15 protein-coding genes are annotated in these 14,178 nt (G+C 42.0%); 2 read left to right on the forward strand and 13 right to left on the reverse strand.

The genetic code is table 11. The annotated features are described in order from the left end of the window. The first annotated feature begins 27 nt into the window (after nt 1–27). On the forward strand, nt 28–2,022 hold the full coding sequence (locus N483_RS05970; RefSeq protein ID WP_023401962.1) for a TonB-dependent receptor plug domain-containing protein: 1,995 nt from the start codon (nt 28–30) through the stop codon (nt 2,020–2,022). 74 nt (nt 2,023–2,096) lie between these two features. Here N483_RS05970 and N483_RS05975 read toward each other — a convergent pair whose 3' ends face one another. Both N483_RS05975 and N483_RS05980 read right to left on the reverse strand, forming a co-directional pair. Continuing rightward, nucleotides 2,097–2,960 carry a formylglycine-generating enzyme family protein gene (locus N483_RS05975; protein ID WP_036977329.1) on the reverse strand — a complete coding sequence of 288 codons (864 nt, stop codon included), beginning with the start codon at nt 2,958–2,960 and terminating at the stop codon, nt 2,097–2,099. Nucleotides 2,961–3,293: 333 nt separating this feature from the next. Beyond that, a complete protein-coding gene (locus N483_RS05980) occupies nt 3,294–3,782 on the reverse strand; it encodes a hypothetical protein (RefSeq protein WP_023401960.1) in 489 nt (162 codons plus the stop codon). A 371-nt stretch (nt 3,783–4,153) separates the two neighbouring features. On the opposite strand from N483_RS05980, the gene N483_RS05985 reads away from it, so the two are divergent. Continuing rightward, nucleotides 4,154–6,325 carry a M3 family metallopeptidase gene (locus N483_RS05985; protein ID WP_023401959.1) on the forward strand — a complete coding sequence of 724 codons (2,172 nt, stop codon included), beginning with the start codon at nt 4,154–4,156 and terminating at the stop codon, nt 6,323–6,325. Between the two features lie 692 nt (nt 6,326–7,017). On the opposite strand, the gene N483_RS05995 is transcribed toward N483_RS05985, so the two are convergent. From N483_RS05995 to N483_RS06045, 11 genes are all read right to left on the reverse strand, one after another. Then, on the reverse strand, nt 7,018–7,296 hold the full coding sequence (locus N483_RS05995; protein ID WP_023401957.1) for a hypothetical protein: 279 nt from the start codon (nt 7,294–7,296) through the stop codon (nt 7,018–7,020). 147 nt (nt 7,297–7,443) lie between these two features. Then, a complete protein-coding gene (locus tag N483_RS06000; RefSeq protein WP_052027454.1) occupies nt 7,444–7,902 on the reverse strand; it encodes an RDD family protein in 459 nt (152 codons plus the stop codon). Nucleotides 7,903–8,044: 142 nt separating this feature from the next. Beyond that, the gene (locus tag N483_RS06005; RefSeq protein WP_023401955.1) at nt 8,045–8,281 is read right to left on the reverse strand and encodes a hypothetical protein; all 237 of its coding nucleotides are present in this window, start codon (nt 8,279–8,281) and stop codon (nt 8,045–8,047) included. A gap of 50 nt (nt 8,282–8,331) precedes the next feature. Continuing rightward, on the reverse strand, nt 8,332–8,697 hold the full coding sequence (locus tag N483_RS06010) for a hypothetical protein (protein ID WP_023401954.1): 366 nt from the start codon (nt 8,695–8,697) through the stop codon (nt 8,332–8,334). An 87-nt stretch (nt 8,698–8,784) separates the two neighbouring features. After that, complete coding sequence (locus N483_RS06015) at nt 8,785–9,141, reverse strand: nuclear transport factor 2 family protein (protein ID WP_023401953.1); 357 nt, start codon at nt 9,139–9,141, stop codon at nt 8,785–8,787. A 43-nt stretch (nt 9,142–9,184) separates the two neighbouring features. Beyond that, nucleotides 9,185–9,931 (reverse strand): hypothetical protein, encoded by a 747-nt coding sequence (locus N483_RS06020; protein ID WP_023401952.1) that lies wholly within the window; start codon nt 9,929–9,931, stop codon nt 9,185–9,187. A gap of 320 nt (nt 9,932–10,251) precedes the next feature. Beyond that, nucleotides 10,252–10,725, reverse strand: a complete 474-nt coding sequence (locus tag N483_RS06025) for a GNAT family N-acetyltransferase (protein ID WP_023401951.1) — start codon at nt 10,723–10,725, stop codon at nt 10,252–10,254. A 41-nt stretch (nt 10,726–10,766) separates the two neighbouring features. After that, on the reverse strand, nt 10,767–11,282 hold the full coding sequence (locus N483_RS06030; RefSeq protein ID WP_023401950.1) for a hypothetical protein: 516 nt from the start codon (nt 11,280–11,282) through the stop codon (nt 10,767–10,769). Beyond that, complete coding sequence (locus tag N483_RS06035) at nt 11,263–11,628, reverse strand: c-type cytochrome (protein ID WP_023401949.1); 366 nt, start codon at nt 11,626–11,628, stop codon at nt 11,263–11,265. The genes N483_RS06030 and N483_RS06035 overlap by 20 nt, the downstream gene beginning before the upstream one ends. A gap of 32 nt (nt 11,629–11,660) precedes the next feature. Further along, nucleotides 11,661–12,923 (reverse strand): EAL and HDOD domain-containing protein, encoded by a 1,263-nt coding sequence (locus tag N483_RS06040; RefSeq protein WP_023401948.1) that lies wholly within the window; start codon nt 12,921–12,923, stop codon nt 11,661–11,663. Between the two features lie 14 nt (nt 12,924–12,937). Continuing rightward, a complete protein-coding gene (locus N483_RS06045; RefSeq protein ID WP_023401947.1) occupies nt 12,938–14,131 on the reverse strand; it encodes an HD-GYP domain-containing protein in 1,194 nt (397 codons plus the stop codon). Nucleotides 14,132–14,178 lie beyond the last annotated feature (47 nt).

Below are 14,178 nucleotides of genomic sequence, written 5' to 3' on the forward strand. Positions count from 1 at the left end.
CAGTTTTTTGCATTCTTAGAGGTAAAAATGCTTAAAAAATATTCAAAACTCGCTATTTCAGCGATGTTGTTACCGTCTGTTTCTTATGCAGGCGAGCACCATCATGATGAACATGGCCACGACGAACATCATCATGAACACAAAAACAGTCAAGTTGAAAAAATCCAAGTCACGGCATCTCGACTTGGTCGTATTGTTACAGAATCCGCAACACGCACAGAAGTGATAAATGCAGAAGAAGTACAAGAAAAAGCACTTATGAGACCGGGGAATATCTCCATGCTGGTTGCTGAAACCGGCGGTGTCAGGGTTCAGAACACCTCTCCTGCTTTGGGCAGTGCAAACATCCGCTTGCAAGGGTTGTATGGTCGCTATACCCAACTCCTCAGCGACGGCCTGCCTTTGTATGGTGGTCAGACTGCATCTATTGGTTTATTGCAGATCCCACCAACCGATCTTGCCAACGTTGAAATTATCAAAGGCTCGGCTTCTTCATTATATGGCGGCTCTGCACTGGGTGGGGTTATCAACCTTATTTCCCGTACTCCATCTGACGAATTTGAAGGAGAAGTGCTACTCAATGCGACATCAAAAGATGGCCAAGATATTACCGCCTATGTTGCGGCGCCCGTGACGGATACCATCAGCACATCAGTTACTGCCGGTGGCCACCATCAGGCCGCAAAAGATCTCGACAATGATGGCTGGATAGATATGGCAGCATACGACAGAGCGACAATACGACCGCGCGTATATTGGTCTAACGAGAGCGGTGCTAACCTGTATGCCACCTTTGGCGCTATGACAGAAGAGCGCACAGCAGGTACCCTAGCTGGTGCTACCCTGCCCGACGGCAACCCCTATGTTCAAGCGCAAGATACCGTAAGGCTTGATAGCGGCTTTATTTTTGAACAGCCATTAGGAGATGTTTTGAACCTGAATGTTCGGGGTTCAGCTATGCATCAAGAGCATGAGCACCAGTACGGTGAAGTATTTGAAGAAGATACCCACGAAAGTTACTTAATCGAGTCGAGTATTTCTGGTTACAACGATGATACCGCTTGGCTTGTAGGCATCGCACATCAAACTGACAAGTACGACTCCGCCGAGTATCCTGACTTCAACTACACATTTGACGTACCGGGATTGTTTTCACAACTCGACTATGACGTCGCTGACAATGTGGCATTATCACTCAGTGCCCGTGCTGATTGGCATAGCGAATACGGTTCACAATTCAGCCCTCGAGTATCTATGCTGTACAGCCCAAACAACTGGACCGTGCGCGGTTCATATGGACAAGGTTTTTTTGCGCCGACACCATTTATTGAAGACATCGACGACACCGGACTATCTCGCCTTGAAGCATTCACCGAACTAGAAGAAGAGCAAGCATCCACTGCCTCACTCGACATCAGCTACACATTTGACAGTGTTGAAACCAGTGTCACCTTATTTGCGTCTGACGTAGACAACGTCACTGAGCTTCAAGCTGTCGACAATTTGACAAGTAATACGGATAAAACCGTACGTATTGTAAATGCGCCAGGCCAGAGTGAGATTCGTGGTGCCGAGCTATTACTTCGCTATCGGTGGCATGACATCAAGTTCACGGCGAGCTACTTGTACACCGATGCCAGCAAAGAGAGCAACTCAGGTTTTGGCCGCGAGCAACTTGCTTTAACCCCAAGGCATTCAGCTGGTGCTGTGATTATGTGGGAGGAACATGGCAGCCATTTAGTTGGCTTTGAAGCATACTACACTGGCACACAAAAACTAGATAATAACCCTTACTTGGATAACAGCGATCCGTACTGGCATTTAGGTCTACTTGGTCAAATTACCTTGGGTCATGTGAGTTGGTTTGTGAATGCCGAAAACTTGCTTAATGTGCGCCAAACAGAAGAACACTCAATGTTATTACTTAACCAAGCACCGAGCGGACGTTGGACCACGGATATTTGGTCACGCAATGATGGCTTTACCGTCAATGCGGGAGTAAGAGTCCAGTTTGGTGGTTAATTTTTTAATTTAATTAATAAAGTTCAGTACCAATGCAAATCTCTTTTGCTGATTGCATTGGTACGCTTCAACGTTTAGTTCTGACTGGGTGTGCCTTCCACCGGCTCCTGCACTAATCTAAATCCAACGTCTGTAAAAGCCGAGTTTGCATAGAGAAAATACCTGAATGAAGAGCGCAAGCGATAAGATTTTCCTTGCCAAGCGCCACCTCGAGTAACTCTGCGCTTGCAAACCCCTGACTTTTCATATTTTTCGCCCCTTAACTCATTTGCTCCGCTTGAACTTGGTTTGTTTTGATATTCTTGTTCATGCCAACAATCTTGCACCCACTCCCAAACATTACCGTGCATGTCATACAAACCAAATGCGTTGGGCATGTAGGACATCACCGCGCCTATCTCCATATTCCCATCTTCAGGCCAAAGCGCTCTATTATTGCCATTTGCATGTGCGCCGCTGCGAGTATTTCCCCAACTATACTTAGATTCACTTCCTGCTCGAGCCGCATATTCCCACTCAGCTTCAGAGGGCAATCTAAAACGTGCCTTTTGGTTTTGATTTAACCAAGGTAGAAACTGCTCTGTTATGTCATTCCAGCGTATTATTGCAACAGGTTCATTCATTTGATGTCGAAATCGATAATATCGGTTGTCATCACAAACTCCTGCTTCAATACACGGTAAATACATTTCCCATGTAAGTTCGTGTTTCATCATCTTAAATCTAGGTATTTTTCTTGGATGAGCTGGCTTTTCATTTTCTTCACACTCTAAATCCCCAGCACTGCACCCCATCACATACGTCCCGCCGGGGATATCTACAAGGCTTGCCTGTATTAAATTGATTGATTTAGTTTGCTGGAGTCTATTATTTGTGGACTGACAAGCAGTCAAAAGACTTACAATGAAAATGCACAAGGTTATGTTTTTTAACGTCATTTTTCTCTGATACGGATAGAGGGTAAAGGCCTTAATGACCAATTCAATCGCGATATGATACGTTTTCTTGCGTTTTTAAAGAAGTGATAATTTAGACACTACGTCTCAGTACAACCATGCCTGTTTCAAAATTAAACAAGCTAAAGTGGCCTATGGTAGCAAACGTACAGCAGTTACGAGTTAACTAATACTTATTCATATGATAATTAACTCACGCTCCATTTTGAACACAAAAGAGTTTATGTCACAAAATAATCGCCACTCGGAGTGGGAGTAAAAATATATTCACTCCCTTGGCCTTTAAGTGCAAAATATTCGCACTGAGTTTATCTGTTACTCTATCCGGCTAAACTCCATCTGCCAGTTCACTTCCCATGTTTCACCATTGTCTTTGGAAAATGCTTGTTGCCACGTCGGCTTTTCTGGCGTTGTCGAATCCCAAATAAACCTTACTTTTACCGCCAAGCCATTATAAGTTTCGTCGGCGTAAAAGTGTCCGATACCGTCTATAAATCGCCCAACCACAGGAGTATCCATTGCCATTGGATTGCGCCCATCTAACCACCAAATGGACCATTCCTTTGATTTGTCATTGTACGAGCGTATCGCTTTAGCTCTAACAGACTCACTGGGCATATGCAAAAGGTTGTCTTCTACATTGCCAAGCCCTCCTAGCGTTTTGGCGGTTGATGATTTTCCCTCAAATTCAATCCATTCATCCGAACCATTTAAAATATCTTTTAAACGGCGGTGCTTAACCTGCCAGTCGCCAATGATGAAGTCAAAGTCCTTTGGTTCTTTTGGGTCTAATTCCTTAAGCATGCCTTTTCCTTTGTATTGTTTTTGGTTTGGACACACCCTACCACAACAACTGTATATTAATACAGGTGTAATTCACGATTTAATAAAAAAATAATCGTGACTAAATGACGAGTTTAATTGGGCCTATTCGTGAAAAAAGTCAGCATAAACGCTGCAATTTACCTCATTTTCTGCTCAGGATTGCAAGGTTATTAGCCTTTTAAGCTGGTTGTAATGAGAATTGTTTAAGCACAAATTGTACCTAATAAGTAATATTTCAGTTCAACTGTTAAATTTATGCGATAAATGCCAACAATGTAGTATTGTTATACTGTATCATTTGATAACAACAAAAAATATTAAGTTTCACTACCTTTATTAGGGGAAATCCAGTGTTAAGAAAAACCCATTTGGCTTTGGCCATTTCGGCTGCAATGTTACTGAACGGTTGTTCAGATGCACCTGAAAAACAAACAACCCAAGTAGAAGCAACCGACAAAGCGTCAGCAAAAGCGACTTCAACAAACGACATTTCGCAAAATCCATTCTTCCAAGAATGGAATACCCCGTTTGGTGCACCACCGCTTGGCGACATTCAAACAGCGCACTTCTTACCAGCATTTAAACAAGCAATTGTTGAACACAAAAAAGAAATCGATGCCATTACTGAGAATGAGCGCCCTGCTGACTTTGACAACACCATTGCGGCAATGGAGCTTGCGGGCTCAACACTGACAAAAGTTGCCCTAGTATTTGGTAACCTAGCAAATACTGAGTCAAACGATGAGATGCAGTCATTGCAACGCGAAATTTCACCTATGCTGACACGTCATCGCAGTGAAATTCGTATGAATGAAGCATTGTTCAAGCGCGTAGCAGCGGTATATGACAATCGAAAATCAGCGCTACTGAATGCAGAGCAAACACGTCTACTTGAGCGCGTTTACAATAGCTTTGTTCGTTCAGGTGCCAAGTTAACAGGTGAACAGCGTGCGGAGTTTGCGAAAATCAATGAGCGTATCTCTGCACTTACGACTGAGTTCGGTCAAAACGCACTGAATGACTCTCGTGCATTTACCATGGTTTTAGAAGAGTCTGATCTTGCTGGGTTACCACAAACACAGCGCGACGCTGCCGCTGCAGCCGCTGCTGCTCGAGATTTGCCGGGTAAGTATGTTATTACCTTGAATCGCTCAAGTGTTCAACCTTTCCTTGAGTTTTCAGACCGTCGCGATCTACGCGAAAAAGCTTTCAAAGGCTGGGCAAACCGTGGTGACAACGACAACGAGTTTGATAACAAAGCCATTATTGCTGAAATTGTCGAGCTGCGTGCAAAACGCGCTCAGCTACTTGGTTACAAACATCATTCTGAATATGTATTAACCAATTCAATGGCAAGCAAACCTGAAACGGCAATGGATCTATTGCTAAAAGTGTGGGAGCCAGCGGTTGCTAAAGCGGAACAAGAGCGCGAATGGATCCAAGAGTTGATGGCTGCTGAGGGTGTCACTCACAAGCTAGAGCCGTGGGATTGGCGTTATTATGCTGAAAAAGTACGCAAAGCCAAATTTGATCTAGACCAAGGTCAAATCGCCGAATACTTCGAGCTGAACAACATGATCGAAGCACAATTCTATACAGCTGAGCGTTTATTCGGTCTTAAATTTGTTGAGCGTACAGACATTCCTGTATACAACCCTGTGGTACGTGTATGGGAAGTTCAAGATAAGTCAGGTAAAGCAATTGGCTTGTTCTACGGCGATTACTATGCACGTTCAACTAAACGTTCAGGTGCGTGGATGAGTTCTTTCCGTTCACAGCAGAAACTTGCTGGCGACGTTAAACCACTGATCCTAAATAACATGAACTTGAACAAGCCTGCAGAGGGTGAGCCAACATTAATGAGCTACTCTGACGCGGTTACCCTATTCCATGAATTTGGTCACGCATTGCACGGTTTGCTATCAAACGTAACTTACCCGACACTGGCTGGTACCAGCGTACCGCGTGACTGGGTTGAATTCCCAGCACAGTTATTCGAGCACTTCATTGCACAACCTGAAATGCTGAAAAAATTTGCTCTACATTACAAGACCAATGAGCCAATGCCAGCAGAGCTGCTTGAACGTATCAAGCAAGCAGGTACTTTTAACCAAGGTTTTGCAACGGTAGAATTTACCGCATCTGCCCTTGTGGATATGGCCTACCACCAACTGACTGATGTAAAAGATCTAGACGTTCGTGCTTTTGAAAACAAAGTCCTAGGCGATTATGGTAAACCTGAAGAAATTATCATGCGCCACCGCAGCACGCACTTTGGTCACATCTTCGCAGGTGGATATTCATCAGCTTACTATGCGTATATGTGGTCTGAAATCTTAGATGCAGACGGCTTTGACGCATTCTTAGAGAAAAAAGATATCTTCGATAAAGAAACCGCTGAGCGCCTGTATCAATTTATCTATAGCCGTGGTGATACTCTAGATTACTTTGAGGCATATCAAGGCTTTAGAGGCAGAAAACCAACTACTGATGCGCTACTTCGCAACAGAGGTTTAGACTAATCTCCCAACCAAAAAGCCGAAGTCATTGTACTTCGGCTTTGTTTATTCAGCTCATGCCCACCAAATAAGCGAATACAATTTCAACATCATTTCAATTGCTTAATACACTTAGAGGGCACAATGGGCAGCGTCAATGACGCGTCTCCTTGAGTTCCATAATCAGCCTAAGGCAGCCATTAGCAAATGATCCCACAGTAAAAGAGACCAATAGAATATAAGGTCCTACCCCATTCCGAGTGGTTGCATATAAGTGTGTCAGCTTGTTATATCCTGTGGCCAAACACTGCGAATTCTCCAATACTGAAAAGAGGTTGTCATTACATCCCTTATTGATAAAAAGCCGTAGCTCAAGCACAAACCAAGGGCTGCTAACCCCATGTGAGATAGTGCATTATATCTTTTTAAAAAATAAAGCATACATGAGGCTGCGATAACGATGCTCGGTATATAAAGTGCTAGGTCCAAAAGCACAATTTGAAGCACAAAAACAGCAAAAAGTAATAGCTTTAATAATGACATGTATAAACCCTATAGCAATATACAGCAAAGATTTACGAATCTAACTCTTTCAGTCAAGATGAAGGGATGAGAAAATAAAATTGGCCTTTCACTTTACTCATTACAGTAAGTGCAGTTTAAACTCGTACCAATATATCTATAAATATACATAAAGCTAAATAAGCTTTTACGTTCTATTTTAGTAATTGTAAATAACCGATTGCAACGAATGCTGCTAAAAAAGCCAGCCTTTTACACCAAATAAGTCCAGAATATACTTTCTTTCTACGCTCACTTACCAGCATGGCCAAAGGTGAGCTATCCGTTAATGCTCGTCTCACTTCAGTTAACTCTGGGGGCAATATACTGTGAGCGCTTTCAGACGGTAAATCTTCTGCGGTTCTCTTCACAAACTCAACTTCGTAGGCAACTAAAAGCGCCCAAATTACCAATGTAATAATTGCATAAATCATCCAATCTGTTCCTATTACCGCACTTTGGTTAAAATGTATTGTCGGCGTCAGCACAGTTCAAACACACCTTTCTGCCCGAACTATTATTCACATTTTTAGCAGGTGTGCGAGATCATATAGCACATCTGCTATTTATCGCCATGGTTACTAGATTTCATTATTTGGCTCTCGAACAACCACAGTGCCAGCCAATTTGTCATGCCACCCCTGTTTTTTGGGGTCCCAAGCCACCCAAAAAAAGCCCAAACCGAACGGGAGCAAAGACACATAATAGGCTATATACCTGATTATTGACTGCCGGGCAGATAGAGCTCGACCTGTCTTTGCATCCACTATTTTTGCCTTGTAAACCATTTTCCCTGGCGTAGTCGATTTGTATAACCAGAATAAGATAATTGCCGCAATAGGCAAAACGTAGTTAATCAGTAATTCGGCTGGCCCTAATATGATCTCCCTTGAGGTCCAGTAATCACCGCCATAAATTGAATATATGAGTGGGATTGTGATAAGCAGCAACATTATGCTATCAATAAAACTGGCGCCAAACCTTGCCCAAAACCCTAGATAGTTTTGAGACACACTTTCATTGTTAATTTCTGAAGTCATAATGTTCATCTTTTCCTTTGGAGTTATTGCTCACGAACAATAATACATTTATTCAACTATTTGAATATACTTAACAAAAAAGTCCATGTCCTTTTCAAAAGTTGAGTTTATATCGTTCAACTAAACACGCTTTTTTATCTTTTTAGCTCAGCTTTTTAATTTTGAGCGCAGTGTATACTGCTAGGGTGATATCAATGGCTGCGCCGACAGCTCCCACAATAAACGCTTTAAATGCCATTTCAGGATCTTGAAGTAAAGGGATAACCGCATTGCCTTTAAAGTGAGCGGCAGCCCCAAGTGCAAAAATAAGATAAAAAGGGAAACCAATTGCACCTATAATTGAGAGCCTTTTCTGATATTTTTCTTTTTCACTAGACATTACTTTTCTCCAATTCACTATATATTCATTAAAACGCTTAACAGTTATGTCTACACATGATGTGCATTTTGTAACCCTTCCAGTCTCCGTTTCCAGTTACCGTCATGTTCAGTATTACAGGCTTCCTCTGTATCAAATACGATGCGTTTTTTTACGCCTTTTGCTTTAATACCAAATGACAAAAGTTTAGCTTCAATTGAGGCTTTCAATTGATCGCCTTTATCATCTGCAAGGGTGTATACTAGACTTTCATGGGTATCAAATACGCACACGATAGATAAGCTCTCTGGAAAACACTGAAAATTGACGGCGTGAGTAAGCCATTCAAATCCTTTATAGCGCTTAAGTGCATCATCACAAGCTTCGGTTAAAGCTAAAACAATATTTTTTTCTAATTTTTTATCTGACTTTCGCATGCTGCTCTCGGTGTTTTTGCGACCAACTTAAAATATACATAAATCTGTATGCTCGCTCCGCTTTACAGTATCTGGCAGGCTTGGCATCTATTGGGGAATAGGCAAGTTGTGTGCTTTAAGAAAGCTCAATTTATCCCAATACCCCCGTTGAAAAGTAATTAACTCATTTTCAAACTGAAAAAAGCCGCAGCCTCGCAGCCCAATGGGATCTTTCCACTCTAAAATAACCCATTGACCATCTTGGAATATATTTACCACAATACAGAACATATCTGCCGTAGCAAACTCGCTTGCAAACATTTGTTTAATGGCTTCTTTACCAATAATAGGATCATTTGTAACTTGATGGTTTACTGCGTTGTCACAGTAAAATTCAGCAATTGCATCAGCGTCACCGCGATTAAACGCAGCAACCCAGTTTTCAACAATTTGTTTTAACTCCATCAAAACATTCCTATTAATTAAGGTTTATGTAAGTGCTGTTAATTTACTTTAGCAAGGGATCTGTGCATTTAGGGTAGGCTTTGTAAATACCATTCGACATCACGGCGACTTTTTCTAAATTTTTACTGTTATTTGCACCACCAAGGAGCATTACCGAAATTGGCGGTAATATTTTCACAACATTCGGGCATTCATCTTTATAGGTCACCGCCACCGCGCTGGTTAATACTGTATTTCTATTTAACCATACTTTGGTTTTAAGTCCATTATCGTCAACTTCAGCAACGCTTTTACCAAACTTCCAATCTAGATATTCAATCACCTTTGTCGTTGGTGCTGAGCCTATAAACCGAACTTGGTCATGGCGCATTTCTATTTTTTTGGCAACATAGGCATGACTAAAATAATCAACCTGCTGAGCACTTGATTCTTGCCAAGCGAAGTCTGTTAAAACAGACGAACCAGCCTCTTGAACACGGCATTTTATTTTACCCAACAAAATTACATCTTGAGTGCCTAAGTTTACCATTTGGCCTGCGACTGGTGATTTAACTGTGCCGCGGATCACGTCTTCAGTTTTTGACAAAGTTTCAAAACCGCTAGGGCAGGTTTCATTCGCCGCTTGTAACCAACTATTCTCAACAAAACCCTTGTCTGTACCGTGGTATTCAATATGGTGAATATCATTCTTAGGAATAACAACATAGCCGTATGTACCGGTCAAAGGTTGATAAGTAGCCGAACAGCCCACTAATGATAGTAACGCCAGCGCAATAGCAGCTTTATGCATAATTTATTTACTCTTTATCGTACGATTTACACAATAAGAACGCGTGTTTCTTGCTACAAACTAGCTATACGGATAACGTTCCCAAAAAGGCGATTCTATCACTTCAGAATCACCGATTGAATATTTGCGCATCATTATTGATAAAAAACAAACAAAATACCTTGCTTGACCATGTGGCTAAACGTGGTTGTAGATTGAATGACAAAGTAACTAACGTTCAGCACTATTTAGAGTTACTGTTAGTCCTTGTCATTAAAATAGATGGGTGAAAATTGGTGTTTTGGCGTTTTCCTTAATCCAATTGGACTTTGTGTAAAAGGCTATGCAAACATTTGTCTCATTTTTCTTCCACCAACTGGCACCAAGCCATTGCGTTTGTAAAAGCTCAATGTGCGTTCAAACTCTGGTAAAGGTGGAGTACAAAGCTCAAGACAAGACCAGCTACGTTCGTAACCATATGCCTGTACTTGCTCTATCAACATGGACCCTACGCCGCCAGACCTATACGCATCAGACACATAAAACTCTTGAACAACCCCTATTTTTCCTCCCGCATACAGTGCGTAAGTCTCAGTCATCGTTGCCACTGCAATCGGCTCGTTTTGATAAAATCCTATGATTGCAAAATAATGCCCTTCACTCAGGAGCGTAAGACAACGCCTAGCAGTGCTTTTTAAATCTATATCAAAATGCTGTGTACACGTTAACTGACAAATTTCAGTAGTCAGCTGTACAACCATTTTTGCAATTATTTCGCAGTCTTCTATTGTGGCAACTTTAAAGCTTATATCCATATTTACTCACTCAAGTTTAATGAGATTGAAAAAATGCCCGGCTAAAAACACGCCCAAGCCGTTTTTTTAACCCTGAAAAAGCAATTGTACGCCTTATCGGCATCAAGCACCTCTAAATCATACGCACTGTCTAGCAGCAGATAAACCCTATCATCTTCCAATCTGATGTGGACAGGAATTTGTATATGCGCCTGTTCAAATTTAGGATGTCGCAAGATAGCGTGGCTGGTTTCCTCCGGTAAATTAAATAACCTCAAGACGGCCATGTTAATAACTAACTCACCATCTCCATTGTGATAACAACCTTCAAACTCAACTTTCGCCGAATAGTACGATTTGGTTTTTGATAGCATGCTGCTTTTAAAGCGAATTTTGTTCTCTTGAGGCAACTGGATACGGTATTTAACCCCAGGCCCGCCATTAACTTTCGCCAATTCAGTGATCACAAATACATCTTGTTCAGTATTTCTAAATGCCAAGAAAAACTTCCCATATTGTTCCTTCGAGTAAGCACATAAGCCCATATTTTGTAATGGATTAGTGATGGACTCTGTCATTGTTTAACCTTTTCTCCATAGCCGTTTGATAGTTTAATTTCAGATAGTTCAAATGTTCAATTATGAGTACAGCTTCTGCATCAGTCATTTCTTCAAATGAAGGCATAGCTCTTGGTATTCGCTCGCTATTTTTTAACCATGCGATCAGTTCTATTTGCGTTTTCTGGGTCTTTACGTTAGCAGGAACCCCCTTAAGAAAGTTTCCTTGCCCTCTCTCTCCATGACACCCTTGGCAATGATGTGCGAACAATTGTTTACCAGTTTTAAATGTAGGATGCTGATGTGATTCGTTATCTGTACAGCCAAAAAGCAAAATCAATAACACCGAAGTCAGGTAATTTTTCATTATCTTTGCACCTGTGCCTAACTGTTATGCGTTCATGTTTCGCTTGATAGCAATACACTGTTCATTTGTTTGTAGGCCCAATTAACTGCTTCATAATGGCAAGCTTTAACTGTTTGCTCAGTGACATTACAACAGGCGTAATCAAACTGTTGTTGGCACTCAATGGCAATAGCGCACTGTAATACCTTGCCCCCATGACCCTGCTTTTTTAATATCGCTGTTTTGACTGAACCACATAGGGGAATATGATGAAACAACTGTTGAGCCGGAATGTCTAAACAAGTTTCCAGCAAAGAAAACAGGCCAGTGGTAAAATAGGCGTTGCGCTGCGTTCTCGTCAGCCGCTGCTGCACAGCCATTAATTCGCAAAACTTGGCGCGCTGCAACATCAATAAAAACAACATGGGCGGTTTATCTGTCATGCGACTGAGCGCCATAATACAAACCAAAGTACGCAACTGCTCCAAACCCAAAAAGATCAAAATTGATTTAATATCATGAAAGACCTTACCCATACCGGTGTAAGCAGAATTGATATATCTCAACAACTTATAGTAAATAAATGGGTCTTGAGACACCAAGGCTTCTAACTCGACAAAGCTGACCTTTGGATCGTTAAGTTTTATCAGCAGCCTAAGTGTAGAAATACGGTTGTGTGGCGTTTTTTTACCATTGAGCATTTCCGGTGACGCAAAAAAGTACCCTTGAAATAGCTCAAACCCCAATTTTTTACACATTCGATACTCTTGCCAAGTTTCCACCTTTTCGGCCAACAATTTCACTGAAAAGCGCCGTAGTAAATTGACTTGGTGGACCAATGCCTGTGTATTAAATGCTCTGATATCCACTTTCACTATGTCTGCACACTCCAACAGAGGAATCGCTGCGTCACTGTACACAAAGTCATCGAGCGCTATGGTGTAGCCTCGCTCAACCAGTGCCTTGACTGAATTAACCAAATACTCATCAATTACCACATCTTCCAAGACTTCAAATACAACCGAACTTGCAGACAAGCTCAATGACTGAGCATGATATAAGGCATCTTTAGTCATATTGATAAAACAAGGTACATCCGCACTGAGCAAGTCCATACCTACCTCAGTCATCGCTGTGATCATCACCTGCGCTGTCGCATACTCTGGATCAGGCTCAGTACAGCACGTCGAATGACAATGTGGACGGTATAACAGCTCATATCCAACTAACCTTAATTCTCTGTCACAAATTGGCTGGCGGGCCAAAATACATTCGAACTCAGATGCAGGCCCACGACAATTTTCTTCTGCAGCCATGTTTACTCCCTTTTTTACAAAACTGTCTCTGCTAATTTTTCCAATATTGGAGAAACCCTAGGATCACTTGGTGATATCACCGCTTTGATCCCCATTTGCATATGTTGTTTGTCACTTAAATCCAGCTTGTGTCCACACTTGTTACCACTCAACAGCTCTATTGTCGGTCTTAGACGATTTTCATTGCAGGCTTTAACAACCAGCGCAATTTCACCACTGCTGGTCTCAACTACACACCCAATCGGATAAATACTCAGGGCATGGATGAACTTTTCCACCAAGCGTTCGTCAAATTCCACCGCCCGCCGACTGTATAGATATTGCAGCGCTTCAATAGGTGAATACATCTGTTGATAGCTACGTTGACGAGTCAGGGCTTCATATACCGATGTGATCGCCACCATACGTGTCAGTAAACTCATTTTTCGCTCTGCAAGTCCGCTTGGATACCCTTGCCCGTCGATCCGCTCGTGATGACACAACACAATGTCTTTTACATCTTGTGGTATGTCTGGCGCTTTATTCAGTATGTCGACGCCAAGTTGTGGATGCCGTTGCATTTTTTGTCGCTGCTCCTCAGTTAAAGTTCGACTTTGCGCCAGTACTTCAGGTGTTATGTACAACATACCGATGTCATGCAACAGCGCACCTAACCCAAGGTGCAACATCTTTTTATTGGCAATGCCTATATGCTTGCCAAAAACGAGACTAAAAATGCACACGTTCACTGACTTTTGCGCCAAGCAATTGTACTTTTTCCTCATTTGCGCAAGGTAAAGCATGGCATCAGTGTTGCTGATAACATGCGTCGTCAACTCTGTAACTACATGTTTTGCGGCATCTGTATCGAGACTTTTACCAAAACGCACATCGCTAAAAATCTCGTTTAGAACCGACACACCTTTACCGTGCACAGTGCGGCAACTATGCATTGTTTTTTGCTTGTTATAAGCTGTACGCAGCCTCTTTTCACTCTTTGCTGTTTTAATACTATTGTTGTTTTGGGCCTGTTTTACTTCTTGAGCAAACACCACTTCCCGCTCGGTATCAATTGTGACTCTGCGGCAATATTTCGAGAGTTTGGTAATTTGCTCATCAGACTGAACCAAAAACGCATGGCACCAAAATGGGGTCTTTAACCATTGCGCTTCAATGGCACAGACATACATGCCTATTCTTAAAGATTCGATGGGAATTTGTTTTTTCAATCCAATACTCCAGTCCCTTCGCGCCAAAAAATGGCTACCTGAGTAAA

Source organism: Pseudoalteromonas luteoviolacea NCIMB 1944, assembly GCF_001625565.1.
GTDB classification, from domain to species: Bacteria; Pseudomonadota; Gammaproteobacteria; order Enterobacterales; family Alteromonadaceae; genus Pseudoalteromonas; species Pseudoalteromonas luteoviolacea_F.

What these genes read in the sequence shown, in the direction of transcription:
- N483_RS05980 (WP_023401960.1), bottom strand. Translation starts at nt 3,782, where the DNA reads ATGCTTAAGGAATTAGACCCAAAAGAACCAAAGGACTTTGACTTCATC.
- N483_RS06030 (WP_023401950.1), bottom strand. Translation starts at nt 11,282, where the DNA reads ATGACAGAGTCCATCACTAATCCATTACAAAATATGGGCTTATGTGCT.
- N483_RS06040 (WP_023401948.1), bottom strand. Translation starts at nt 12,923, where the DNA reads ATGGCTGCAGAAGAAAATTGTCGTGGGCCTGCATCTGAGTTCGAATGT.
- N483_RS05970 (WP_023401962.1), top strand. Translation starts at nt 28, where the DNA reads ATGCTTAAAAAATATTCAAAACTCGCTATTTCAGCGATGTTGTTACCG.
- N483_RS06025 (WP_023401951.1), bottom strand. Translation starts at nt 10,725, where the DNA reads ATGGATATAAGCTTTAAAGTTGCCACAATAGAAGACTGCGAAATAATT.
- N483_RS05995 (WP_023401957.1), bottom strand. Translation starts at nt 7,296, where the DNA reads ATGATTTATGCAATTATTACATTGGTAATTTGGGCGCTTTTAGTTGCC.
- N483_RS06020 (WP_023401952.1), bottom strand. Translation starts at nt 9,931, where the DNA reads ATGCATAAAGCTGCTATTGCGCTGGCGTTACTATCATTAGTGGGCTGT.
- N483_RS06005 (WP_023401955.1), bottom strand. Translation starts at nt 8,281, where the DNA reads ATGTCTAGTGAAAAAGAAAAATATCAGAAAAGGCTCTCAATTATAGGT.
- N483_RS06000 (WP_052027454.1), bottom strand. Translation starts at nt 7,902, where the DNA reads ATGACTTCAGAAATTAACAATGAAAGTGTGTCTCAAAACTATCTAGGG.
- N483_RS06015 (WP_023401953.1), bottom strand. Translation starts at nt 9,141, where the DNA reads ATGGAGTTAAAACAAATTGTTGAAAACTGGGTTGCTGCGTTTAATCGC.
- N483_RS06035 (WP_023401949.1), bottom strand. Translation starts at nt 11,628, where the DNA reads ATGAAAAATTACCTGACTTCGGTGTTATTGATTTTGCTTTTTGGCTGT.
- N483_RS05975 (WP_036977329.1), bottom strand. Translation starts at nt 2,960, where the DNA reads ATGACGTTAAAAAACATAACCTTGTGCATTTTCATTGTAAGTCTTTTG.
- N483_RS06010 (WP_023401954.1), bottom strand. Translation starts at nt 8,697, where the DNA reads ATGCGAAAGTCAGATAAAAAATTAGAAAAAAATATTGTTTTAGCTTTA.